Raw genomic sequence first — 24,977 nt, 5'->3', positions numbered from 1 at the left:
AAGATAGGGGGTCCAGCGGCGAGCCGGGTCCTTGAAGCGATAGAGGCCGTTGACGGTCAAGAGATTCAGGCCGTCGGTGAATTCGAAATGCGTCCAGCCCGGCGAACGCGCCATGGTCTCGTCGTCGGCATAGACCTTGTCATGGGTATAGTCGAGAGACACCCCCCAGTTCGGCAGGTTGAAATCGCCCAGCCACCAGGTGACGCGGCCCCCGTAGTAAGGCGGGCTGCCGAACGACTTGCCTTCCCAGCCGGCGCTGAAGGAGGTGCCATCGGATACATCGATATGGCTATGCGGTGCCGTCTGGTAACCGCCATAGATGGAAAATTCCAGATCTTCAGCCGAAGCCGTGCCGGCCATCGCGAGAGCGCAAAAGGCGATACCCGCCAGAAGCGAGGCCGAGCGTTTGAATTCAAGTCTCATAGGATACCTTCTGCTTTGATCCCTCAACTGCGCTGAGCCTTCTAAACGCTGGCCGAACCAGAAATTTGCAGACGAGCGCACCCGGCGATCGAACTGCATTTCCATGAGCCCGATACCGCATCAACGGCGAGACTGTTCGGTCACTTCCGTTCCGAGTCGATGAATGGAGATTGGGCGCGCCTTCCCCAGCCCACTACGCGTCGAAAAAGCTTTAGCGATGATTCCTGACAATAAGCTGAAAGCGCAGCGGCAGGATCGCACCGTGCCCCTCAAAACCAAGGACGCAGCCGTTTCCAGGCGATAGCTTTCCATGCCGATCCTAAGATTGCCCCGGCATTGGTATGCGCCGACTTGACGTGTCGGAAATTACCTAAGGTTCAGGGCTTACGAGACATTCAACGTATCGGTGAGATCAATCGCATCTTCGGCGGCGGGGGTGGGCGGAGCCGCAAGAGGTCGCCGCCGTTGTACCCAATAGTGACAAGTGACCCTGAAGATCGAAGCCCTCATCCCCGTTTACAGTTCGACACCACTTATTTCGACAGGCGCCAGCACCTGGCGCCTGACAATATCGCATGGCATGTGGAGGGAGGTTCAGTCGAAAAAGCCCGCATCCTCTTCGCTGAGATATTTCCTAGCTCCTTCGGCGTCGATATCGAGGCCCAGCCCGGGCGCTTCCAGCAGGTCCACCATGCTGTCCTTCACAATCTGAGCCGGCAAGCCGATGACCAGATCCTCCCACCAAGGGTCGGAGGCGCTTGGATACTCGAATGCGACGTAATTTGCGGGCAAGGTCGCGCAGACGTTGATCAACGCGCCGAGGCCTAGCAGTCCGTTGGCCGTGCCGTGCGGTGCCATCAGGATTGAATGCATGTAAGCATGCTCGGCGACCCATTTGAGCTCTGCAATACCGCCAATATCGGCAGGATCGGGGCCGATGACGCGTACCGCCTGCGTCTCGATCAACTCCTTGAAATTGTGCCGCAGGTAGATCTGCTCACCGGTGTGGATTGGTGTCGAGGTAGAGGTCGTCAGCTCACGATAGGCCTGCGGATTGACCCATGGCACATAGTCACCAGTCAGCATGTCCTCCAGCCACATGAGATTGTACTTCTCTACTGCGCGAGCGAACTTGATCGCATCAGGCAGCATCCAGCCCGGACCGCAGTCGAGCGCCAGGCTGACCTTATCGCCAACCACTTCCTTCATTGCGATCACACAGTCGAGCATGTGATTGAAACCGCGCTCGCTGATCACGCCCTGATCCATGGCACCGTGGTAGCCGGCCTTCTTCTGCGTCACGCCGTAGTGGAAGCCCTCAATCGTGTCCTTCATGTTGGAGTGGAACGAGATTCCTTGCTTGACCATGAAGAAATTCTGCGGCTGCTCCATCATCCATTTGACGTCAGCAGCGTAATCCTCGGGCCGGTCGCCCGTGCGTTTCTGGCGGATCGAGCCGTTGTAGACACGCACCTTGTCGCGCACCTTGCCGCCGAGCAGCTTGTAGACCGGCACCCCCGCAGCCTTGCCGGCAATGTCCCACAGTGCATGCTCGATAGCGCTGACTGCCGCGCCATACGGCTTGAAAGAGCCGCGTTGGCGGATCTTCAGCATCACTCTCTCGACGTCAGTCGGATCTTCGCCGATCAGCGCCTCGCGGAAATGCAGGACGAAGGGCTTGAGGTAGGACTTGGTAAATTCGACTTCGCCCAGGCCATAGAGGCCCTCGTCGGTTACGATGCGGACGATCGGGTGTTTGCCGATGACGGCGCAACGGAGATCGGTGATCTTCATCTTCGGTCCTTTTCGCTTCAGCTCCAGGTGCGATCCCAGGAATACTCATCGTCCCAGCGATCCGTAGGTTGCCAAATGCCGGTGACACCCGGCTGCAGATGCTGCGAGATCACCTCATCGACGACATCATCGATCCCCAGGCCAGGCTTGTCCGTAACAGTGATGAAGCCGTCCTTCACCAGCGGCTTGGGAAGTCCCGTGACAATATCGTCCCACCAATCGACATCGGCGGAGTGGTATTCGAGCGCCATAAAATTTTCGGTTGCTGTGGCGACATGTGCGGCGGCCATGGCGGCGATTGGGCTTTCTGCCATGTGAATGGCCATGGCCACACCATGGTCCTGCGCCATATCGCCGATCTTCTTGGTCTCGAGGATGCCCCCGCTGGTGAGCAGGTCCGGGTGAATAACCGAGACGCCACCGCTGTTGAGCAGAGGCTCGAAGCCTTCCTTGAGGTATATGTCCTCGCCAGTGCAGATCGGTACCGTGGTCGCGTCCTGCAGCTGTCGGTATTGCTCGCTATACTGCCATGGGATCACATCCTCGAGCCAGGCCGGGACGTATTTTTCAATTCGCCTGGCAAGGCGAATGCCGTTCTGCATAGAGATATGGCCGATATGGTCGATCGCAAGCGGCACATCCATGCCGATGACCTCACGAACCTCGGCGATGTACTGCTCGAGCAGGTCGAGGCCCTTGTCGGAAAAGTGCAGGCCGGTAAACGGGTGCTGGACGTTATGCAGATCGTACGCAGCGTTGCGAAGACGCCGTTCTTCAATGGTCTTCAACGGCCCGCGACTGGGAGAGTTGCGGTATCCTTCCAGTGAGCCAGCAGGAAACACGACCGCACCGGGCACGTCGGCGATCTGCATCAATCCCAGATCCATCTTGAGGAAGGTGAAACCGAGCTCCATGCGCTCTTTGAGGCGCTTACCGGTCTCGGTACCGCTCGGCACGGTGGCGTCGGTATCGCAGTAGACGCGCACTTTCTCCCGGAACCGACCGCCGATCATCTGGTAGATCGGGACGCCGTAGGCCTTGCCGGCAAGATCCCACAACGCGATCTCGACCGCCGAAACACCGCCGCCTTGCCGGCCGTGCCCGCCGAACTGCTTGATGCGGCGAAACAGACGATCGATGTCACATGGGTTCTCGCCAAGCAACCGGCTCTTCAGCATCAGCGCGTAGGTGGCGCTGGCACCGTCGCGCACCTCGCCAAGCCCGACGATGCCCTGGTTGGTGTAGATCTTGAGCAGCGCTGAGGTGAACGGCGCGCCGACAATTTCGGCAACCCGCATGTCGGTGATGCGAAGTTCTGACGGCTTGGAATGCGTGTTTACCCGATTGAGCGCCTCGTCGGCTCCATCTGCCTCTAGCATGGTCTATCCTCGTTTGGTCGGCAGGGTACGTCACCGCGCGTACGGTGGGACGGCGTAGAGCGACTGGCTAATCCAGCTCGATCTCGTGGCTTTGCAGGTAGTCGCGGTTCATTTCGACGCCGAGACCAGGCTTTAATGTCAGCTTGAGACTGCCGTTCGAAACGTCGAGCGGCCTATCGATAAGGTGATCATACTTGCCCAGGTTCCACTCCGACGTTTCGAGCTTGTAGAAGTTGGGAACGGTCATCATCACTTGCGCTCCCGCAACCACGTTGATCGGACCTGCGGCATCATGCGGCGAGACCGGGATGTAGTAGGCTTCGCAGAGGGCGGAAATCTTCTTGAGTTCGGTAATGCCGCCGGTCCAGGTGACGTCAGGCATGATGTAGTCGGCAAGCTTGTTTTCGAGCACCGGCACGAAATCCCACTTCGTGTGACCGCGCTCGCCCCACGAGATAGCGGCACTGACCTTGTCACGGACCTGCTTGAGGGCGTTGAGGCTCTCCGGTGGACAGGGCTCTTCGAACCAGTCGATCTGACCTGCTTCCTCGAGGCTCCGGCAAAGGCGGATGGCGGTCGGAACGTCAAAGCGGCCATGCGCATCGATGAGGATGTCGATGTCGGGGCCTGCCGTTTCGCGGATCAGGGCGGTAAGCTCGGCAGCTTCGCGCTCATCCTTGCGGGTCATGCTGCCATCGAGATAGCCATCCCGCTGCTCGCGAGCCTGTCCGCCGGCGGTGCGGCCTTGGTGGGGAAAAGGATCGAACTTGAGCGCGGTGTGGCCGGACTCGACGATGTCTCGAATTTCCCGGACCACAGCCTCCTTGCTTGTAAACTTACGCTGGTCGGGATGGGTGTAGAGCGAAATTTCATCGCGTACCGGTCCGCCCAGGAGCTCATAAATCGGCTTGCCAAGAACTTTGCCGCGGATATCCCAGAGGGCGATGTCGATGGCGCTTATACATTCGACCGCGGCGCCGCGACTGCCCATGTAGGTGAAGCTGCGGAATATCTTGTGCCACAGATACTCGATCCGGGACGGGTCTTCGCCGGCAATAGCGGCACCGATCTGCCGCAGGATCGTGCAGAGGGCGCGATTGGCGAGCCTTGTCGTGGTGGTGATCTCGCCCCAGCCGCTCACGCCCTCATCGGTCGTCACTTCGACGAACAGGAACTCTCCCCAATAAGAAGCATCGGATTTGATAAGCCACGGCCGAACGCTGGTGATTTTCATCTCAACTGCCTTTAACTGAAGTGGTCGGGATAACGATATTCAGGGTTATGGATTCTATCCTGCCCGAGCGGCATTACGCGCACGCATGTGTTCGAGGATGTGCCGGCCAGAGCCCTCGACGTGGCGTGCAATCAGGTCGGCCGCCTCGTTGGCATGTCCCGCTTTTACGTGTGCGATGAGCTCGCGATGCTCGCTGAGGATCGCGGCACGCCGGGCGAGCGTGAAGTCGAAACGCCGACTTACGGCTCGTAGCACTTCGCGATGCTTCCACCAGAGCTCGGCGGCATGGCGGTTGTAGTGCTTCTGGTACATGACGGTGTGAAAGGCGGTGTCCAGCTCGCTGTGCCTGAAAGGGTCGGCGAAGTTGTTCTCTTCGATCAGGCCTTGGATGCGTTCGAGTTCAGCAATGTCCTCTACGGTGGCCATGTTCACGAACCATTTCGTCAATGCCGGCTCGATCAGGACGCCGATCTCGTAGATGTCCCGAACGAAATCCTGATCTATGGGCCTCACGCGCGCTCCGCGGTTGGGAACGAAGGTGACGAAGCCCTCCCCGCGCAAGAGTTGCAAAGCCTCGCGCACAGGGTTGGTCGAGGTGCCGTGGCGCCGAGCGAGATCGGTGACGACAAGCCGCTCGTTGGCAGCGAGCCGCCCTTCGATGATGTCATCCCTGATCAGTTGATAAAGCGAAGCGCCTTCGCTGGAGGCCCCGATAGCGTCGATGCCTTCGGGTGGCTGCGCTTTAAAATCGCTCGTTTCGGCCAAGATTGTCCCCAATAAATACACAGATTTCCCAGATATCACGCAATACTTCTCAAAACAATGTACGATTTCTCTCATTGACAGGCAATCAACGATCTGAAAACGTATGATCAGGCCGAAGGGATACATTAGGGAAAATCTCGCGGCCGGGGAGCAAAGACCGCTCGCCTTGACGCAGAGCGGCATGGGAGAAAACCTGGGAGGTTACCTATGACGAGGATTTCACTCGGCCGTGCTGTCCTGCACGGCACTGTCTCGACTGCTTTGATGATATCGTTGACATCAGTGTCTGCGCTGGGTGCGCCGGTCGACCTGAGCAAGTGGTCGCCGGAATACGTGCGCTCCATCGCCGGCACACAGGATTTTGACACGGCCGGCGATTGCTCCAAGGTCACTCCGCTCGACTACAAGGGGCGACTGACTTTCTGGTATCAGGGCGTGTTCGAGGGCGACCCCGACCTCCTGCGCCAGTATTACAAGGACTTCTTCGAGACCTTCCGCAAAACCTACCCAAACATTGAGCTTGAGGAACAGGCCCTTACCTATAATGACCTTCTGGACAAGTTCCGGACGGCGCTCCTTGGCAATGCAGCGCCCATGGCGGTGCGCCTGCAGATCCTCGGCGGAACCGAATTCGCAGCGAAGGGTTATTTGCAGCCGCTCAAACCTGAGGATGTCGGCTATTCGACTGACGATTTCTGGCCCGGAGCGATGAAGGCCGTGACCTGGGATGGCGTGACCTACGGCATCCCAACCAACAACGAGACGATGGCGTTTATCTGGAACGCCGATGTCTTCAAGCGTGCAGGACTCGATCCGGACAAGGCTCCGGCAACCTGGGACGACGTTGTCAAATATTCCAAGCAGATCCACGACAAGCTCGGCATTTCGGGTTACGGCCTCGTGGCACGCAAGAATGCGGGCAATACGCCGTATCGTTTCATGCCGCAGTTGTGGGCCTATGGCGGCGGCGTCTTTGACGAGGCCACCGCGAGCCCGGCTTATAAGGAGGTCGAGCTCGATAGTTCGCAGAGCAAGGCTGCACTGCAGGCCTCGTACGATATGTATGTTCGCGACAAGTCGGTTCCAGTTTCGGCGCTGACCAATCAGCAGGCCGATAACCAGCCTCTTTTCCTGGCTGGCCAGCTCGGCATGATGATCTCGCACCCGTCCGACTATAACGTCATGCTCGACCTGCAGAAGAAGACGACGGGCAGCGACAAGGAAAAAGCGCAGACCGTCATCGACAACATGCGCTACGGCCTGATTCCGACAGGCCCTGATGGCAAGCGTGCCGTCGTGTTTGGCGGCTCCAATATTCACATCCTGAAGCCCGAATATGTCGAGGGCGGCAAGGTAGATGAGCCGGCAGCAAAGGCTATCATCTGCATGTGGACGAGCCCCGAATGGTCACTGAAGATGGCCTATGCCGGCTCGAACCCCGGAAACCTGAACGGCTTCAAGACCAAGTGGATGAAGGAACGCCTCGACAGTATCAAGTTCCTTGATGTCACGACCTCGATGCTGCCATACGGCATCCCCTTCCCGGCGCTGCCACAGTCGCCCGAGATCATGAACATCATCGTCCCCGACATGCTGCAGAATGCCCTCACCGGGGCCATGACGGTCGACCAGGCAGCGGACGACGCGGCCAAGAAGGTCAAGGGCCTGATGGACGGCGGACTCTAGTCCAAGCCTGACGATCTGACCGGCTGCGCCTTGATCGCGGCCGGTCTGTTCCGAAGAATAAGGGCAGCGCACAGTGACGATCTTGACTTCGAAGGCCGAGACTCGCCGAAGACTGCAACCCGACAGGTCCGGCTTGCTGCGAAAGATTTGGGAACACCGCGCCGATTACGCGTACGTGCTTCCCGCGATCGCCGTGATGCTCATCGTCATTGCCTATCCGATCTACTACACGATCGAGCTGTCGTTCTTTAACACACCGCCTGGCCTGCAGCTCCGGGACAAGATTTTCGTCGGCCTCGACAACTACACCGCCATCCTCACAAGTCCGGTGTTCTGGACGGTCACCTCGAACACGCTTATCTGGACGCTCGGATCCACGTTCATCTCATTCGTCCTCGGGTTTGCGTGCGCGCTCGCCCTTCATCGCGACTTTCTCGGCCGGGGCATCCTGCGCGCCATCCTGATCATTCCCTGGGTCATCAGCGCGGTCGCTGCGTCCTATATCTGGAAGTGGATCTACCATTCGGACTTCGGGATCATCGGCGCGGTGCTGGTCGGCCTCGGATTGACCGACCGGCCGCCGAATTTCATCGACAGCGTCAGCACGGTGCTGCCCTCGCTGATCGTCGTCAATATCTGGCGAGAGTTTCCGTTTGCCATGATCATGATGATGGCCGGCCTGCAGACGGTTCCCGACCAGTTGCTGCGCGCAGCAAAAGTCGACGGCGCCAATGCATGGCAGCGGTTCTGGCACGTCACATTCCCGCACTTGAGAAACGTCTCGACCGTGACGATCCTTCTCCTGGCCGTGGCCAACTTCAATTCTTTCATCATCCCCTGGATCATGACTGGCGGTGGGCCGTCGAATGCATCGCATATCTGGATCACCCACATTTATGAGCTCGCCTTCGGCCGCCAGCGCTGGGGCGTGGCATCGGCCTATTCGGTGCTGCTGTTCCTGATCCTGATGTCGCTCGGATACTTTTACGTCCGGGCGCTGAGCGGCAACGAACGGAAGGACGCGAGCGAATGAGCGCGATTGCCGGGACTGCTCATCGAGGCCTGGCGCGCCGCCGTACCCGCATCGATGGATGGCGGTGGGGCGGACGCATCTTCCTCGTGTTCATGCTGCTTTACACCGCATTGCCGATGATCTGGATGCTGAGCACCTCGATCAAGTCCGGCTTCGCGGCCATGCAGTTTCCGCCGCAATTGTGGCCGGACCAACCCACTCTCGCCTCCTACCAGAAGCTGCTCGATCCGCAAAACAGCGTCGGCCAGGACTTCCTGCGCTTCTTCTGGAACAGCCTTCTCGTCTCCACCGCCACGACCATCCTTTCGGTGATCGTCGCAGTTCCTGCGGCCTATGCGTTTTCGCGCTTCACCTTTCCTGGCCGAAACTTTCTGTTCTTCGCCGTCCTGCTGCGCAACATGTTCCCGGCAGTGATCTTTCTCGTGCCGCTCTTCATCCTGATGCGCGCGATCGGCCTGATTAACACCCATGGGTCGCTCGTCCTCACCTACCTCACATTCGGCCTGCCGCTGGCAATCTGGCTCCTCAAGGGTTTCTACGACAACATCCCGGTGCAGCTCGAGCAGGCCGCACGCATCGATGGAGCAACGCGATTCCAGGCCTTTCTCCTGATCGTGATGCCGCTCTCGGCGCCGGGCATCATCGCCACGGCGATCTATTCCTTCATCGGTGCGTGGAACGAGTACATCTACGCCTACACCTTCCTCTCCAAGAACGAGCAATTGACGCTGCCAGTCGGCATCCAGCGCTTCTTCTCGGAAAACACGACGGACTTTCCGGGCCTCATGGCGGCAAGCTTCATGATGAGCGTGCCCGTCGTGGTCCTGTTCCTCGTTCTTCAACGCTACTTCGTACGCGCCCTCACAGAAGGCGCAGTCAAGCACTAAGGAGTTGCCGGTGGCCCACGTGGTCCTCAAAGATCTGGTCAAGACCTATGGCGCCTTCAAAGCTGTCAACGATGTTTCGCTGACGGTCAATGACGGCGAATTCGTTGCGCTCGTCGGCCCTTCAGGCTGCGGCAAGACAACCACGCTCAATCTTGTGGCGGGGCTCATCCCGGTCACATCCGGTGACATCGTCATCGGCGACCAGGTGGTCAACGACCTCGATCCCAAGGATCGAGACATCGCAATGGTGTTCCAGAACTACGCGCTCTATCCGCAGAAATCGGTCTACAAAAATCTGGCGTTCCCGCTGCAGATGCGCAAATTGCCAAGGGACGAGATCGACAAGAAGGTCAGGGAAGCAGCGCGCGTGCTCGACATGACGCAGCTGCTGGAGCGCAAGCCACGCGAACTTTCGGGCGGGCAACAGCAGCGTGTGGCGCTGGGCCGCGCCCTTGTTCGCGATCCGGCGGTATTCCTGATGGATGAACCACTTTCCAACCTCGACGCAAAGCTGCGCGTGCAGATGCGTTCGGAGATCAAGCGTTTTCACCAGGACCTCAAGGCGACGATCATCTATGTGACGCACGACCAGCTCGAAGCCGTGACCATGGCCGACAGGATGGCGGTGATGAACGGCGGCTATCTACAGCAATACGACACTCCGGCGCAGGTTTTTGCCCATCCGGTGAACATGTTCGTCGCCAGCTTCGTCGGCAGCCCGGCGATGAGCCTCGTCCCACTGGAGGCGTCAACGGCAGGCGGCGAGACCGTGTTGACCAGCGCAGAGGGCTGGCGCCTCGAGCTTTCGCCAAAAAACGCCCAGAAGGTCGCAAGGGCAACCAGCAGGAAAGTCGTGCTCGGCGCACGCCACTCGACGATCAAGCTGCACAAGAGTGCGATGCCTGGGACCGTCCCTGCCAAGGCCTACACAGTGGAGCCGACCGGAGACGTGACTTTCGTACAGGCGTTTCTCTCCGGCGCCATCGTCAATGTCAGCGTCCCGCCGACCATTGCCGTCGCGCCCGACGAACAGATCTGGCTCGAGTTCGATCAGGAGCGGATGCATCTGTTCGACGGCGAAACGGAAATGGCTCTCAAGGCCAACTGAGAACACGCGGATACGCGTGAAACGAGGGCGTTTATGACTGCGAAACTTAAGATCACGGCGATCAAGCCCTATCCGGTATGGGTAGGAACGCGCAACCAGATGCTGGTCAAGGTGGAGACCGACAACGGCATCTTCGGCTGGGGCGAGAGTGGCTTGAGCGGTCGCGAGAAGGCCGTGACCGGCGCGATCGAGCACTATCGCGAGTTCCTTATCGGCCGCGACCCGATGCAGATCGGACGGATCTGGCAGGAAGCCTATCGCAGCCAATATTTCGAAGGCGGCCGCGTTCTGCAGGCAGCGATTTCCGCCATCGACATTGCCCTTCACGACATCAAGGGCAAGGCGCTGGGCGTGCCAGCCTACGAACTCTTGGGCGGCAAGCAGCGCGACCGCATTCCGACCTTTGCCTCCACCGGCGACGAGGCCGAGGGCGATGTTGCAATCGAACGAGCCCGCGAACTCCATGAACAGGGGTGGCAGGCGATCCGCTTCTTCCCCATCGGGCAAAGCAGCAAGGACATCTTTGAGCCGCGGGAGTCGATCGGGCCTACCGCACGGATGCTGAACAAGGCACGCGAGGCGCTCGGCGACGACGTTGTCCTTGGCATCGACTATCATCATCGGCTGTCGGTGGCAGAGGCGGCGAGCTTCTGTAACAAGCTCGACCGTGGTGTCCTGGACTTCCTCGAGGAGCCGATACGAGACGAAACACCCGAAGCCTACGAATCCCTGCGCAGGATGACCGATATCCCCTTCGCCATCGGAGAAGAGTTTGCCAGCAAGTGGCAGTTCCTGCCCTATATCGAGCGTGGCATCCATCAGTTCAACCGGCTCGATGTCTGCAACGTTGGCGGGCTCACCGAAGCGATGAAGGTCGCCGGCTGGAGCGAGGCGCACTATGTGGACCTGATGCCGCACAATCCCCTCGGCCCAATCTGCACGGCAGCGACGATCCATCTCGCCGCCGCGGTGCCTAATTTCACCTGGCTTGAAACCAGAGCGCCCGAAGCAAAGCTCGGCTTCGACAATTCCGACTTCTTCCCCGTGCAACCACGGCTCGACGGCCCCGATTATCCGGTGAACGACCTGCCGGGACTCGGCGTCGAGGTCAACGAAGAGGCAATCAAGGCGGAGAGCTTCCGTTTCTGGGAAGCACCTCACCTCAAGCGCCGCGACGGTTCTGTCACCAACTGGTAGTTTCATCCACCGGAGCCTAAAATGACCCATACGCCCGATATTACGCGACCGCCCAAAGAGCTGATCGACGCGCTGAAGGAGATCGGCGCCGCGACCATTGCCGGTACGCTCGGCCACATGGGCTTCCGCAATCCGCACATGGTTGGTCCCGTATCGCAGAGCCGCGGGAAATCGATCGTCGGCCCGGCGCTCACTCTTCAGTTCCTGCCGCAACGGCCGGACCTTTTCAACGAGGGAGAATATGCCGATCCCGAGACGCAGTTGCACCGGCACGTGCTCTATCACGCGCAGGAGGGCGATGTGGTCGTGGTCGACGCGCGCGGCGACATGAGCTCTGGCGTCTTCGGCGATATGATGTCGACCTATTTCAAAGGCAGAGGCGGCGCCGGCATTGTCATCGACGGCTGCATGCGCGATCGGCCCAATGTCGAAAAGCTCGATCTCGCCCTTTGGCTGCGCGGGTGGACGCCCAACTACCACGTGCAGACCAGCATCTATCCGAACGCCGTCAATGTTCCGATTGCCTGCGGCGGTGTCACGGTCATCCCAGGCGACATCATCGTCGCCGACGATGATGGGGTGGTGGTTCTTCCAGTTGCTATGGCCTCGCAAGTAATCGAAGAGTCGCAAAAGCATCACGACTGGGAGGAGTTCTCTCGGCTGAAGCTCATGGAGGGCGGGTCGTTGCAGCGTTACTATCCGCTGCATGACGATGCCCGCGGAGAATACGAAGAGTGGCGCAAAACAAACCGCCTCAGAACAACTTAGCCAACGGATTACCCCTGGCGGGCCGAGAACTATCCGGGGTGTCCCCCGGCGTCTCCACAAAAGCCGGCGCCGCTTCGATCTGGCAGCCGAGATCCGGCCGGCGAGGTTTGCTGAACGCCACGGGCGGGCGTTCCTCGCCGCGTCGGTTCGTCGTTGACACTGCGGCGACTGCCGAAAAAGTAAAAACCCCTGATGGCATTGACAAAACTCGCTTGTCCACGATGTTTCACCGTCTGCGCGGTTGAGTGCGGTAGGATTTTCCTGAATCTTCATTTAGTAACGAGCTCATTCAGGATTCTGTCGTCGCTCAATATTGCATTTCCCAGGGGGCGGGATGTCGGTTGGCATACATAGCAAGGCCATATACGTGTTCACGGATGCGCGGATGCTTCCGGCCGCATGCTGCACACTCTTGTCAGTCGTACGCAACAGTCAAAAGAACGATATCAAACTGGTGATCGTCGGCATCGATTTGCCCGAGGACCAGAAGTCCGACGTTGCGACCTTCAACATGGCCAACGGAATCAATATCGACGTCGTCGACTTCACTTTTCCCACCGATACGCCCGAGACGGCAGGCCGCTGGCACAAGTCGACGCTTGCGCGCCTCTATCTCGACAAGCTGATGGACGAGAACCTGGAGCGGGTTCTTTACCTCGATGCGGATATATTGGCCGTCGGCAATGTCGATCCACTCTTCGATGTCGATCTCAACGGCAAGGCCATCGGTGCCGTTGATGACTACGTCGTTGCCTTTCCCGACAAGATCGGACAGCGGGAGCGCGAGCTCGGCCTCGACCGGGGAGCGGGATACTTCAATGCCGGGGTCTTTCTCATGGATTGCGCCGCCGTCCGGGCCGGCGACTTTTTCGAGACGGCGCGTTCGCTGCTGAGATCGGGACGATCCTTCGCCTCCAACGACCAGGATATTCTCAATATTGCCTTTCATGGGACGTGGCAGCGGCTCGACAACCGATGGAATGTCCAGACCGGGACCATGCGCTATATCCGCAATCCTGCGCTGCTGCATTTCACCGGGCGTCGCAAGCCGTGGCACCCTTCGGTGCAGACGGGGCAGTCGGCCTATGCCGAGATCTATTCGAACATGCTTTCGAAAACACCGTGGTCGGGATTTGTCAGCCGTCGCAGTCCTTCCCGAAAGGCGGCCGATTATCTTCTTGCGTTCGGCAAACGCGCCGGCGCGATGAACCGCTCCCAACAACTGAAGACATACTTTGGCGCGAGTGAGGGCGTCCTAATGGTCGACAGGAATCCCGGACCCGAAAATTCAGGAAGCCACGTTTTTCAAACGCAGAGCGCCGATGCCTGGCGCGCATTCTTCAATCGCTATTCGCACATCGTTCTGGTCGCCAATAGCGAGGCGCTCGATCCGCAGTCGATGAGGACGGAGTTTCCCGGCGATACCTTGTTCGTCTTCTTCAACAAGGTCTACAAGGTCCTCGACAGCAGTTTCCCCGGACATGCCATTCTTGTGGCGCGCAGCGGCATGATGGGCGCCAATATCGTCCATCGGCGGGAGGTGGATGATGTCCTGAAATTCTTCACCTCGGAAAAGTTCCTCGGCATTCTGAATATCCGCACCGCACCCGAAGAGCGCTTCAGTCCCGTTGCCGCATTCAACGGTGCGACGGTCATGTACGGTGATCTCGAGACGCTGATGTCGGGCCACTATCCGCCGGATAAAATCCCGACGAGCGGCTTTGCGCTGGTTGCGTGGATGCGAGAGCTTCAGCTAACGCCGAAGATCGTGCTCGCGGGATTTTCCGGGAAAAGGAGTGCGCGCTGGAAAGTCTTCGACGTTCATGACTGGACATTCGAACGGATCTATTTCAGGCTTCTGGCGCAAAGGGGCCTCATCACCAGCGCTGAACACGCTAGGCCGTCCCGCTTCGATCTTCTGACCCGGCATTTTCCTGATGCGAAATTCGAGGAGATCCAGGGCGCGGTCAACGATGCATTCTCCACGCGGCTTGATCATGCGCTGACCCTCATCGACGGCCTGATGTCACTCACCAAATGGCAGCGGGCTCTCGATCAGGCGTTCCGCAAGGCACGGCCAAAGACCCGCAAGCAGCGCGCGCTTGACCGCCAGAAGAAGCAAGCTTCCTGAATGCAATCACTGATTTGTGCCAAGGAGAAATTGATATGACCGATATCGTCAACATCTATGTTGGTTTCGATTCAAAGGAAGTCGTTGCCCATCACGTGCTGTCGCAAAGCATTCTGGAAAAATCGAGCGTACCCGTGAGGATCACGCCGATCTACCTGCACAATGTCGCAAATATATTCACGCGTGAGCGCAACGCACTGCAGTCGACCGAGTTCTCCTTCTCGCGCTTCCTGACGCCCTATCTCAGCCACTATGAGGGATGGAGCCTGTTCATGGATTGCGACATGCTTGCGCGCACGGATATTGCCGAGCTCTGGGCGCTGCGCGATGAGCGCTATTCCGTCATGTGCGTGAAGCACGATTACCAGCCGAAGGTCGAAACGAAGTTTCTCGGCCAGGTGCAGACGAAGTACGAAAAGAAGAACTGGTCGAGCCTCATCCTCTTCAACAACGCGAAATGCAAGGCGCTGACACCTGATTATGTCAACACCGCAACCGGGCTGCAGTTGCACCAGTTCAAGTGGCTCGACGGCGACGATCTGATCGGCGAGCTCCCCGTCACCTGGAACTATCTCGTCAACGAATATGACAAGCGCGATGACGCGAAGATCGTGCATTTCACAGATGGCGGCCCCTATTTCGACGAATACAGGAACGACGATTACGCCGAGGAATGGTTCGCAACGCGCGAGCGCATGCTGCACGTCCAACAGCGCGGTTGACCGGCGCACCAGGTGGGCGGGGCGTGTTCCGAAACGTCGGGCCGCTCCGAGGGGCACGGTGGCCATGAAAAAGCGACAGACGATTGCAGGGCGCCGATCAAGGCGCCCTTTTCGTTTAGAAGCTTATGTCTATCGGCTCCATGCCAACGCGACCCAAAACCCCGTCAGTGTTTGGTGACACCACCGGCGGGCTTGGCAGCTTTCGGCGGCGGTGTTGTCGTCGGAACGCTCTGGGCGCCGCCTTTGGATTTGCTTGCGACCTTTGGCTTTGCCGTCTTGTCGGTGGCCGTGGCCTTCTTCGCGCGTGGCTTCCTGGCCGGCTGGCTGTCTGCGTCTACGCTCGCGCTGATCTCCTGAAACGCCTGAAGCCAGTGTCTCATATCCTCGCCCTGCGGACGGCCTTCCTGTTCCCAGATTTCATAGGCGCGCTGCCTGATACGGTCTTCCCTGTCTGTCATCGTCGTCCCTCCGGTGTTGATGCTATCCGGATGAGCCAGATGGTGCGCCAACGCGCGTCGACAACGGCGACGCATGCTCTTATTGCCAGGGCCGCGATCACGAAATCGCGATGATCGGCATCTGCCTTGAATTTTACCGCAAGCTTTTGGGCGCCAGCCGGTCGTCAGCGAAGTTCAGATCGCCATAGCTTGAGCGGATCCATTGTCTTCAATCAGCTCCGGCATCGCTGCCGTCACACGAATTTCGCAAAGATGTCGGCCCCTACGGCGTGGTCGCGGCGCGGGGATCATGCGGAACCTCTTCGCTGCCTCCGCATTATGGTGCGGCTTCAACAAGGACAGTGTCATGGACCATCAGACCCTTCTCGCAACCACCTTTGCCTTTGCATCGTTTGCACTCGTCTGGTGGCAAACGAAAGCCTGATCGCTCACGCTCGACGGAAATCTAGCAAGGACGCATAGGGCACGGCCCGTCCCTACCCTTGGCAGCACCGCCCTAGCCTTTGCCGACACGGTAGATTGTACTTACGCTATTAGGATTGAGTGCCATCATTCCGGATCGAACGCTTTGCCGGGATTTTCCACATCGTGGAATTTCCGGGAATAGTCGGCGACTAAACAATGCTTTCAGTTAGTTTTGCGGGGCAAACAACTGAAACAAGGGTGGAAATAGTCATGGGATCGGAACCTTGGTACCGCACGGCGCTGCGATGGGGACAGACCAATCTGGTTGAAATCGATCCCGAGCGCTACGACGACACTTGGTGGCGGGAGCACTGGCGCAAGACGCGCGTTCAAGGCGTTATCATCAATGCCGGCGGCATTGTCAGCTATTATCCGACGAAATTTCCCCTGCATCACAAGGCGCTGGCGCTCGGAGAGCGAGACCTCTACGGCGAGATCGTCAAGGCCGCACGCGAGGAGGGTCTGAAGGTGATCGCGCGCATGGATTCAAACCGCGTCGCGGAAGACTTCTATCGTGCCCATCCGGACTGGATCTGCCTCGATATCGACGGCAAGCCCTATCGTCAGGCTGACAAATACGTGACCTGCATCAACTCGCCCTACTACAGCGAATATCTGCCTGACATCATGCGCGAGATCATCGAACGCACAATGCCAGACGGTTTCGCCGACAACAGCTGGGCCGGCATACCGCGCAAGAACATCTGCTATTGCCGGCATTGCACCGAGCAGTTCTTCGCATGGTCGGCCGTGGACCTGCCCGGCCGCCATGACTGGGCTGACGAAAACTATCGCCGCTGGATCCAGTGGAACTACAAGCGCCGCACTGACCTCTGGGAATTCAACAACAAGGTCACCACCGCAGTCGGCGGCAAGGACTGCTGCTGGATGGGCATGATCAGCGGCGATATCCTCAACAACGGCAATCGCTTCATCGATCTCAAGGAAATCCTTGCCCGCAGCCCGATCGTCATGCTCGACCATCAGCGCAGAAACCTCGTCGACGGTTTCGAGGACAACACCGAAACCGGCAAGCGGTTGCATGAAGTTGGTGGTTGGGACAAGCTCATCCCCGAGAGTACGCCGCAATACCAGCTCGGCTCGCCGGCTTTCCGCCTCGCCAGCATGCCGCCCGCCGAAGTGCGTCTGTGGTCCTCCTCCGGCTTTGCCGGCGGCATCCAGCCCTGGTGGCATCATATCGGCTCGTCTCATGAAGATCGCCGCCAATACAGGACGGCAGAGCCGATATTCAAATGGCATGAGGCGAACCAGGATATTCTGATCAATCGCCAGCCACAGGCAGATGTCGGCGTCGTCTGGTCGCAGCACAACCACGACTATCACGGCCGCGACAAGGCAAACGACCGCACCATGAACCCCTATCGGGGCACGACAAGGGCGCTCGATCGGGCTGGGATTACCTATCTGCCCGTCAATGCCGACGATATAGGCAAGGCTGCTGGGCGCTTCGGCGTACTTGTCCTTCCGAACCTCGCCGCCATGTCGGACAAGCAGGTTACTGCCGTTGAAGCTTTCGCCGCCCAAGGCGGTTCTGTGATAGCTTCGTCAGAAGCGAGCCTCTACAGCGAGCATGGCGACCGCCGAAAGGATTTTGCTCTTGCAAAGCTTTTCGGCGTCCATCGCAAAAACGGCGCGCATGGTGACTTCGAGGCCGCCAATCCCGACATCGAGACCAGCGCACGCCACACTTATCTGCGCCTCTTGCCTGAACTGCGCGCCGGTGTCCACGGACCATCGGACAAGACCGCGCCGAAAGCTGACGGAAGCCGGCATCCGGTGCTTGCTGGTCTTGACGAAACCGACACCCTTCCCTTCGGCGGCTACCTGCCCATCGTCAGTGTCGATGATGACGTCAAGGTGCTGGCAACTTTCATCCCGGACTTTCCGATCTATCCGCCGGAAACCTCCTGGATGCGGCAGCCTTATTCGGATGTGCCTGCCATCACCGTCCGCGAACACGGCAACGGAAAATTCGTCTGGTTCGTCGCCGATCTCGACCGTTGTTATGCACGTGACGACCAGTTCGAGCACGCGCGGCTGATTACCAATGCCGCGCGCTGGATGCTTGCCGACCGATCGCTCCTGAGGCTGGAAGGCACGCATGATCTTGTTACGGCCGTGCTCTATCAGCAGGATAGACGGCAGATCGTTCACCTCAACAACCGCGTTCTGGTCTCCCGCGTGCCGGGTCGCCAGAACGAGCTCGTACCGATTGGTCCGGTGACCCTGCGTCTGCGCAAACCGCGCGGCAAGACAGCCTCCGACGCAAATCTCAGGGTTGCGGGAAAGACTGTGAAGGTCACCGACGAGGGCAGCGAAATCGCCATCGATGTCGGCACGATCCTCGACCACGAGGTGATCGTCGTCGACTGGTCCTGAGCCACAAAAAAAGCCGCCGGCTCGAAACAGCCGGCGGTTTCATTTCGAGCAGAGTGTTTCGCGTCAGCTCGCAATGGCGTTGACAGGCGGCATCTCCCCGTTGAGAGCCGCCGTCAACTGCGCCGAAGTCTCAGCGAGCAGACGCCCGAGCATCGGAATCCGCTGCGGCGTTATCCGCGACGCGAGGCTCGACAGCGATATGGCGCAGATCGCCTCGCCGTGATGGTCATAGACGGCAGCCGCCACACAGCGCAGGCCGGAAACCATCTCCTCGTCATCGACCGCATAACCGTCCGCCCGGATTCTTTCGAGATCGGCGCAAAGAGCCGATTGTCGCGTGAGCGTATTGGCCGTGAAGCGTCGGCTACCCTCGCGTGACAGGATCGCCTCCAGATCCTCCTGCGAATATGTCGCCAGGATCGCCTTGCCCATGGCTGAGGCCGTCATCGGCACCCTGCTGCCGACCCGGCTGACGCTGCGGGTGATATCGCGGCTCTCAACCCGATCGACGCAAACCATCTCACCGTCCTGAACGAAGCCGAGATTGCTGGTTTCGCGCGTCTGATCGCGCAAGCGCCTGAGATAGGGGAGCGCGGTCGCAACAAGATTGCTCTGACGGGTGAACACGGAACCGATGGCAAAGGCCTGCCGGCCAATATGCCACATGCGATCGTTGGGATTGTACTGGATGAATTGCCACTGCTCCAGTGTTGTCAGAATGCGATGGACCGTAGACGGGGCCAAACCCGTGCGGCTGGCGAGATCGACCAGACGGTTGCCATGCTCGTCCATACCCATCGCTTCGAGCAGCATCATGGCACGGTCGATCGATTGCACGCGCCCGTGAAGATTTTTCTCCTCCACCTGCTCTCCCATAGGTCTCCTCCATTGCAATAAAGCTTTTCTTGGCGCTGTTTATTCTGATGGTAACGCTACCATCTGCCAGCGTCAACGACGGAAAGCGGAATGTACCGACCGCGAACATGGTTGTTCACGAGATCGTGCGCCATGCTGACGCCAGTTCGAGCAACGCCATCGCAAGTTACAAAGGCGGCTTCCATTGCCATGTCCCTTTTGCGCTCGCGCAGCCTGGGAAACCCGGCTCTAAATCATCATACAAGGTCAAATTTATCGTTTTTTGGCAGCGACTTAAGTAAATTGTCGTTTGTTTATCGATAAAAACACTTGTTGGATGCAAAATAGATGATAACGTTTCAACTAAATTGAATGCCGGATGGCAGCAGTCAACGTTTGGGAGGACGTGACATGACCAACAGCAATAGATTTATGCCCGAAATCCGTCGCCGCACGTTGCTCGCAGGAGCGGGCAGCACCGCCCTGCTGGCCATGGCAGGCGCAACGAGAGCTCAGGATGCAGTTAGCGGCGAACTCGTCGTTCTGAACTGGCTCGGCGGCTCAGAACTCGACATGATGCATTCGATCCAGAAGGCCTTTCTGGCGAAATATCCCAATGTCACGATCCGCGAAGTCGCCATCACTGGCCAGGGTGACATGCGCGGCGGCATCCGCACCGCGCTGATGGGCGGCGAGGTCGTCGATGTGCTCTTCAACACGTGGCCGGCCTTTCGCAAGGAACTTGCCGATGCCGGCATGCTCCGGCCGATCGACGATCAGTGGAAATCCTTCGGTTGGGACAAGCTCGTCAGCCAGTCATGGAAGGATCTCGGATCCATCGGCGACAAGACCTACGGCCTGACCTACACTTTCGGTGACCGCTCCGGCATCTGGTACAAGAAGGAGCATCTCGCCAAGGCCGGTATTGCCGAACCGCCGAAGACCTGGGACGAATTTGTCGCCTCCTTCGCGAAGCTTACAAAGGCGGGCTATGCCGCCCCGATCGCGATCCCCGGCAAATACTGGGCGCATGCCGAATGGTTTGAAACCCTGTTGCTCAGAACCGCAGGTGTGGAGACGGCGGCGAAGCTTGGCGCCCATGAAATCCCGTGGACCGATCCAGCTGTGAAGACCGCGCTGACAAAATACGCCGAGATGCTGACGTCCGGTTGCTGCGGGGCACCGAACACCATGCTTGCCAACGACTGGGACGGTGAGGCCGACCAGGTCTTCCAGGCCAATGCCAAGAACTATCTGCTGATCGGCATGTGGATGAATAATCGCGCCAAGAACGACTACAAGCTGGTCGAGGGCAAGGATTACGGTCTGTTCCAGTTCCCGTCTCTCGGCATGGGCCATGACGATACATCGAGCGTCGACGCCAAGGAGCTGCTGGTGACGACGAATGGCCCCAATCCGAAGGCGGCAGATGCCTTCCTCGATTTCTGGACGAGTGCCGAGGCCGCCAACATTCTCGCCAAGGCCGGTTATGCCTCGCCAAGCAGCAATGTCGATGCGTCGCTCTATGGTGAAGCACAGAAAGTGGCGACGCAGGCCGTCGCAAGCTCGAAGCTGCAATTCGTGCTCGGCGACCTGCTGCCCGGCGATCTCGTCGACGAGTATCGCGTGCAGTTGCAAAAGTTCCTGCAGGATCCGTCGAGCGCCAATATCGATGCGGTTCTTGCGGCTATCGAAACCAAGGCCCAAGGTTCCTACTGATGGCTGACACCTCCGCTTCCCCGGTGCGGGAAGCGGCGGGCGTGATGCAGGGTTCTCCGCTGGCGGCTGGCATCAAAGGCCGTCGGCGTCTGCTTAGGGACACGCCCGCCGCACTGATCCTGATTGCGCCGGTTATCGTGTTGTTTGCGATCGCCGTGATCTATCCGCTGGTCGAGACGATCCGGCTGAGCTTCTGGGATATCCAGGGGCTCAGAAAGCCGGCCTTTATCGGGTTCGGCAATTATGCGCGGCTCTTCGCCGACGCGGCTTTCCGCAACACGCTGCTGACGACCTTGATCTTCACCATCGGCACGACCGTGATCTCGGTGGCGATCGGCTGGGTTCTGGCGATGCTGTGTGCCTTCGCGCCGCAGCAAACCCTGCCCTTCCGCGTGATGATCTTTGCGGCCTTCGGCATTTCGGAAGCGGTATCAGGCTATATGTGGATCGGCATCTACAGGCCGGATGCCGGCGGTCTGCTCAATTCATTGATCCAGCTTCTGGGCTTTCCCGGTTTTGCCCATGCCTGGCTGGGCGACGCCAACACCGCCCTCTGGGCGCTGATCGTTGCAGCCTCCTGGAGCGGTGTGGGTCTGCCCCTGATGCTGATCTTCGCCGCCATCCAGGCAATCCCGAAATCAGTGCTCGAAGCGGCCTACATGGACGGTGCCAGGCCGCTCTCGACCATGCGGCACATCATGATGCCGCTGTCGATGCCGGGCGTGCGCGTCGCCGTCTTCATCAACCTTCTGACGGCTCTGCGCGCCTTCGACATCATCTATATCCTGACCGGTGGGGGGCCGGTGCGTTCGACCGAAACCGTCGGCTATTTCATGTATCGGGAATCCATGACCCAGTTCAAACTGGGCTATGGTGCGGCCGCTACCGTCATCCTGCTGCTTGCAGTCCTGATCGTCTCGATCCCCGCCATCATCCAGCGAACGGCAGGTGCGAAATGATCGGCAAAGCTCCTCGCTGGATTATCGTCGTCGTCGGCATCGTCGCCTTCATCTGGGTGATCCCGATCATCGGCATCGTCGTCACCTCGTTGCGTCCGCCGGAAGGCGTATCGCTCGGCTGGTGGCGCTTCGATCATTTCGATCTCACGCTCGATGCCTGGCACCGCGTCTGGGACAAATACCCGCTCGCCGACTCCATGTGGGTGACGATGAAGACGGCGGGTATTGCGACGGCACTCACCATGCTGCTCACACCGGCCGCCGCCTATGCCTTCCACTTCCTGACATTCCCCTTCCGCCGGGTGCTCCTGATCATCATCATCAATGCATTCGTGCTGCCGCAACAGGTCGTCATCATTCCGCTCTTCACGCTTTGGCGCGACATGGGGCTGATCGACAACATTCTCTCTGTGCTCATTCCCTATGTCGGGCTGTCCTTCGCCTGGTCTATCTTCCTCGTCAAAAACTTCTTCGAGGATTTTCCGCGCGAACTCGTGGAGGCCGCCAAGATCGACGGCTGCGGGCCGCTCGCGACCTTCCGCCATGTAGTGCTGCCGAACAGTCTGTCGCCGATCTTTGCCGTCGGCATCCTGCAGTTCCTCTGGACATGGAATGCGCTCCTGCTGCCCATGCTATTCCTGCGCAGCGATGTGCCCCTCCCCGTGCTGCTTGCCCGCATTTCCGGCAGCTACGAGATCAACTGGGACCTGAGATCGGTAGCCGCCATCCTCACCACCATCGTCCCCCTGCTCGTCTTCCTCGTTTTCCAACGTCAGTTCGCCGCCGGCTCGCAAACCCGCACCGGCGCAAAGGAATAGGACCCATGCCCAAGACAACGAACAAGCCGCTGCGTTACCGCCAGATCCATCTCGACTTCCATACGTCGGAACATATTCCCGGCATCGGCGCCGATTTCGATCCGGATGCCTTCGTCTCGACGCTGAAGGCCGCCCATGTCGATTCCATCACCATTTTTGCCAAGTGCCATCACGGCTGGTCCTATTATCCGACCAAGGTCGGCAAGCCGCATCCGCAGCTTGCCCGCCCGGACCTTCTCGGCGACATGGTGAAGGCACTTGCCGCAGCCGATATCGAAAGCCCGATCTATATCTCGGTACAATGGGATGAACTGACGGCACGCGAACATCCCGAATGGCGGGCGATGAGCGCCTCGAACCGCTATCATCACGACCGGCCGGCCGACCCTTCCGCCGGCAAACAACTCAGCCCTGCCTGGCACACGCTCTGCCTCAATCATGCGGGCCTCAGGCACTATATCCTCGAACAGGCACGCGAGGTCGCGCAGAACTATCCGACGCAGGGCCTCTTCTTCGATATCATCCTGACGCCGGACTGCGTCTGCCCAGCCTGCGTCGAACGCATGCTGTGCGAAGGTCTCGACCCTGAAAACCCGGCCGACCGCTTGAAGAACGACGAAGCCGTCAACGAGCAGTTCCGCCGCGAGACGAGTGAAGCGCTATTTGCCGAATTTCCGGGCCTGCGTGTCTTCTACAATTGCGGTCACATCCACAAGCAGGGACCGGAGCGCTTTTCGACTTACTCCCATCTCGAGCTCGAAAGCCTCCCGACCGGCGGCTGGGGCTACGACCATTTCCCGTCGAGCGCCCGCTATGCCGCCACACTCGGCATGGATTTCCTCGCTCATACCGGCAAGTTCCATACATCCTGGGGAGAGTTCGGCGGCTTCAAGCACCCGGACGCGCTGGAATATGAGTGCGCACAAATGATCGCGCTCGGCTCCAAATGCCTGGTCGGCGACCAGCTTCATCCGAACGGTGCAATCAATCCCGATACCTATGCTTCGATTGCGCCGGCCTATCATCGTGTCGAAAAACTCGAACCCTTCCTGGAGGGCGCAAAGCAGATTTCCGAAATCGCGATCCTTTCGGCGGAACACATGAACCCCAAAGGCGCGCGCAACCATCCAAGCGATGACGGCGCCGCCCAGGTGCTGCAGGAGCTGAAACGGCCTTTCGACGTACTCGACAGGTCCGGCCGTTTCGAGCAATACCGCCTGCTGATCCTGCCGGACGAAATCCCTGTCGATGCCGCGCTCGCCGCCCGGCTCAAGTCCTATCTCGCCGGCGGCGGCAAGATCATCGCTTCCTGGCATTCAGGCCTTGATGAAAACGGACAATTTGCTGTCGACTTCGGTATCGAAAGAGGAGCCGCGCCCATCGCTTTCAAGCCTAGCTATGTGAAAGCCGGAAAGGATCTCGACCCCTCCATGCCGGAAACGGCCTTCGTTTTCTATGATGATGCCGAAGCCGTCCGTTCAGTGGGCGCAACGGTGCTGGCCGGTGTCTATCCGTCCTACTTCAACCGCTCCTACAAGCATTTCTGCTCACATCAGCACGCGCCCGATGACCCGGATGCCGATATGCTGGGCGCGGCAGTGACCGAACACAAGGGCGCGGCCTACATCGCCTATCCGATCTTCCGGCTTTATCGGGCGATGGGCCAGCCGCTCTACAAATACCTGGTTCGCGGCCTTCTCGACCGGCTTGTTCCCGATCCGGCCATGGTCACCGATCTGCCCTCGTCCGGACGGGCGACGCTGACGCATCAGATCGAGCACGACCGCCATATCCTGCATCTCCTCTACGGTCCGCCGCAGATCCGCGGCAAGGACGTACGTGGCGATGACGGTTCGACCCGGGTCATGGAAATGATCGAGGACATTCCGGCGATCGGCCCCGTCAATGCCACGGTGCGCCTGCCGGCAAAACCGAAGCGCGTTTTCGATGCGATGACAGGAGAGGATCTTGCCTGGAATGCGGGTGACGATGGCGCCATCAACATCACGGTACCGCGCCTGCGCATCCACAGCGCCGTGGTCTTCGAAGGCGCATAATGCAGGTTGAAGTAAGGGAGCCGTCGGACTTTGCTCTTGCCGCCCGCAATACTGGTGGGCGGCGGAGCGCTGGGCTATACGACGGAAAGGCGCCTGGCCAGGCGTCATTTCCCATGGAT

Annotated in this window: 20 protein-coding genes and 1 pseudogene; 14 read left to right on the top strand and 7 right to left on the bottom strand. The window is 59.2% G+C overall.

Annotation, left to right across the window (positions count from 1 at the left end; translation table 11 throughout):
• The 5 genes and pseudogenes from AC1DF8_RS34385 to AC1DF8_RS34365 form a co-directional block, all read right to left on the bottom strand.
• Positions 1 to 423 (bottom strand): annotated as a pseudogene (locus AC1DF8_RS34385) (lipid A oxidase); the annotation flags it as partial.
• 594 nt (positions 424 to 1,017) lie between these two features.
• Positions 1,018 to 2,217, bottom strand: a complete 1,200-nt coding sequence (locus AC1DF8_RS34380; protein ID WP_478157224.1) for a mandelate racemase/muconate lactonizing enzyme family protein — start codon at positions 2,215 to 2,217, stop codon at positions 1,018 to 1,020.
• Between the two features lie 17 nt (positions 2,218 to 2,234).
• Positions 2,235 to 3,596 (bottom strand): mandelate racemase/muconate lactonizing enzyme family protein, encoded by a 1,362-nt coding sequence (locus AC1DF8_RS34375; protein WP_478157222.1) that lies wholly within the window; start codon positions 3,594 to 3,596, stop codon positions 2,235 to 2,237.
• Positions 3,597 to 3,663: 67 nt separating this feature from the next.
• A complete protein-coding gene (locus AC1DF8_RS34370) occupies positions 3,664 to 4,830 on the bottom strand; it encodes a mandelate racemase/muconate lactonizing enzyme family protein (RefSeq protein ID WP_113206717.1) in 1,167 nt (388 codons plus the stop codon).
• Between the two features lie 54 nt (positions 4,831 to 4,884).
• Positions 4,885 to 5,595: a GntR family transcriptional regulator gene (locus AC1DF8_RS34365; protein WP_112972305.1), complete on the bottom strand. Its 711-nt coding sequence runs from the start codon at positions 5,593 to 5,595 to the stop codon at positions 4,885 to 4,887.
• A 207-nt stretch (positions 5,596 to 5,802) separates the two neighbouring features.
• Between AC1DF8_RS34365 and AC1DF8_RS34360 the strand changes: the two genes are divergently transcribed.
• From AC1DF8_RS34360 to AC1DF8_RS34325, 8 genes are all read left to right on the top strand, one after another.
• A complete protein-coding gene (locus AC1DF8_RS34360) occupies positions 5,803 to 7,281 on the top strand; it encodes an ABC transporter substrate-binding protein (protein WP_478157219.1) in 1,479 nt (492 codons plus the stop codon).
• A gap of 73 nt (positions 7,282 to 7,354) precedes the next feature.
• Positions 7,355 to 8,314, top strand: a complete 960-nt coding sequence (locus AC1DF8_RS34355; RefSeq protein WP_478157217.1) for a carbohydrate ABC transporter permease — start codon at positions 7,355 to 7,357, stop codon at positions 8,312 to 8,314.
• Positions 8,311 to 9,201, top strand: a complete 891-nt coding sequence (locus tag AC1DF8_RS34350) for a carbohydrate ABC transporter permease (RefSeq protein ID WP_112542393.1) — start codon at positions 8,311 to 8,313, stop codon at positions 9,199 to 9,201. The genes AC1DF8_RS34355 and AC1DF8_RS34350 overlap by 4 nt, the downstream gene beginning before the upstream one ends.
• Before the next feature lie 10 nt (positions 9,202 to 9,211).
• On the top strand, positions 9,212 to 10,309 hold the full coding sequence (locus AC1DF8_RS34345; RefSeq protein WP_192731553.1) for an ABC transporter ATP-binding protein: 1,098 nt from the start codon (positions 9,212 to 9,214) through the stop codon (positions 10,307 to 10,309).
• Between the two features lie 33 nt (positions 10,310 to 10,342).
• Positions 10,343 to 11,506 (top strand): mandelate racemase/muconate lactonizing enzyme family protein, encoded by a 1,164-nt coding sequence (locus AC1DF8_RS34340; RefSeq protein ID WP_478157215.1) that lies wholly within the window; start codon positions 10,343 to 10,345, stop codon positions 11,504 to 11,506.
• Positions 11,507 to 11,527: 21 nt separating this feature from the next.
• On the top strand, positions 11,528 to 12,274 hold the full coding sequence (locus AC1DF8_RS34335) for a ribonuclease activity regulator RraA (RefSeq protein WP_113116384.1): 747 nt from the start codon (positions 11,528 to 11,530) through the stop codon (positions 12,272 to 12,274).
• A gap of 385 nt (positions 12,275 to 12,659) precedes the next feature.
• A complete protein-coding gene (locus tag AC1DF8_RS34330; RefSeq protein WP_478157213.1) occupies positions 12,660 to 14,405 on the top strand; it encodes a glycosyltransferase family 8 protein in 1,746 nt (581 codons plus the stop codon).
• 35 nt (positions 14,406 to 14,440) lie between these two features.
• Positions 14,441 to 15,127, top strand: coding sequence for a glycosyltransferase (locus AC1DF8_RS34325; RefSeq protein ID WP_478157211.1), 687 nt, complete (start codon positions 14,441 to 14,443; stop codon positions 15,125 to 15,127).
• A 164-nt stretch (positions 15,128 to 15,291) separates the two neighbouring features.
• Here AC1DF8_RS34325 and AC1DF8_RS34320 read toward each other — a convergent pair whose 3' ends face one another.
• The gene (locus tag AC1DF8_RS34320; RefSeq protein WP_112542400.1) at positions 15,292 to 15,585 is read right to left on the bottom strand and encodes a DUF2934 domain-containing protein; all 294 of its coding nucleotides are present in this window, start codon (positions 15,583 to 15,585) and stop codon (positions 15,292 to 15,294) included.
• Between the two features lie 289 nt (positions 15,586 to 15,874).
• Between AC1DF8_RS34320 and AC1DF8_RS34315 the strand changes: the two genes are divergently transcribed.
• Together AC1DF8_RS34315 and AC1DF8_RS34310 are read left to right on the top strand one after the other, a co-directional pair.
• A complete protein-coding gene (locus tag AC1DF8_RS34315) occupies positions 15,875 to 16,009 on the top strand; it encodes a hypothetical protein (protein ID WP_281413409.1) in 135 nt (44 codons plus the stop codon).
• A 251-nt stretch (positions 16,010 to 16,260) separates the two neighbouring features.
• Entirely contained in the window at positions 16,261 to 18,450 is a 2,190-nt protein-coding gene (locus AC1DF8_RS34310; RefSeq protein ID WP_478157208.1) for an alpha-amylase family protein, read from the top strand.
• 63 nt (positions 18,451 to 18,513) lie between these two features.
• Here AC1DF8_RS34310 and AC1DF8_RS34305 read toward each other — a convergent pair whose 3' ends face one another.
• On the bottom strand, positions 18,514 to 19,326 hold the full coding sequence (locus AC1DF8_RS34305) for an IclR family transcriptional regulator (RefSeq protein WP_478157206.1): 813 nt from the start codon (positions 19,324 to 19,326) through the stop codon (positions 18,514 to 18,516).
• A gap of 390 nt (positions 19,327 to 19,716) precedes the next feature.
• On the opposite strand from AC1DF8_RS34305, the gene AC1DF8_RS34300 reads away from it, so the two are divergent.
• The 4 genes from AC1DF8_RS34300 to AC1DF8_RS34285 are packed head-to-tail and all read left to right on the top strand — an operon-like array spanning position 19,717 to position 24,858.
• Positions 19,717 to 21,024, top strand: a complete 1,308-nt coding sequence (locus AC1DF8_RS34300; protein ID WP_113016974.1) for an extracellular solute-binding protein — start codon at positions 19,717 to 19,719, stop codon at positions 21,022 to 21,024.
• Positions 21,024 to 21,983: a carbohydrate ABC transporter permease gene (locus AC1DF8_RS34295; RefSeq protein WP_112542404.1), complete on the top strand. Its 960-nt coding sequence runs from the start codon at positions 21,024 to 21,026 to the stop codon at positions 21,981 to 21,983. The genes AC1DF8_RS34300 and AC1DF8_RS34295 overlap by 1 nt, the downstream gene beginning before the upstream one ends.
• Positions 21,980 to 22,801 (top strand): carbohydrate ABC transporter permease, encoded by an 822-nt coding sequence (locus AC1DF8_RS34290; RefSeq protein WP_112972315.1) that lies wholly within the window; start codon positions 21,980 to 21,982, stop codon positions 22,799 to 22,801. Before AC1DF8_RS34295 ends, AC1DF8_RS34290 begins: the two co-directional genes overlap by 4 nt.
• 5 nt (positions 22,802 to 22,806) lie before the next feature.
• Positions 22,807 to 24,858 (top strand): alpha-L-fucosidase, encoded by a 2,052-nt coding sequence (locus AC1DF8_RS34285; RefSeq protein WP_112542406.1) that lies wholly within the window; start codon positions 22,807 to 22,809, stop codon positions 24,856 to 24,858.
• Positions 24,859 to 24,977: the final 119 nt, after the last annotated feature.

The organism is Rhizobium sp. 05N49, assembly GCF_056396805.1.
Note: the sequence above shows the minus strand (reverse complement) of the source record. Positions and strands in the feature narration are given on the sequence as shown.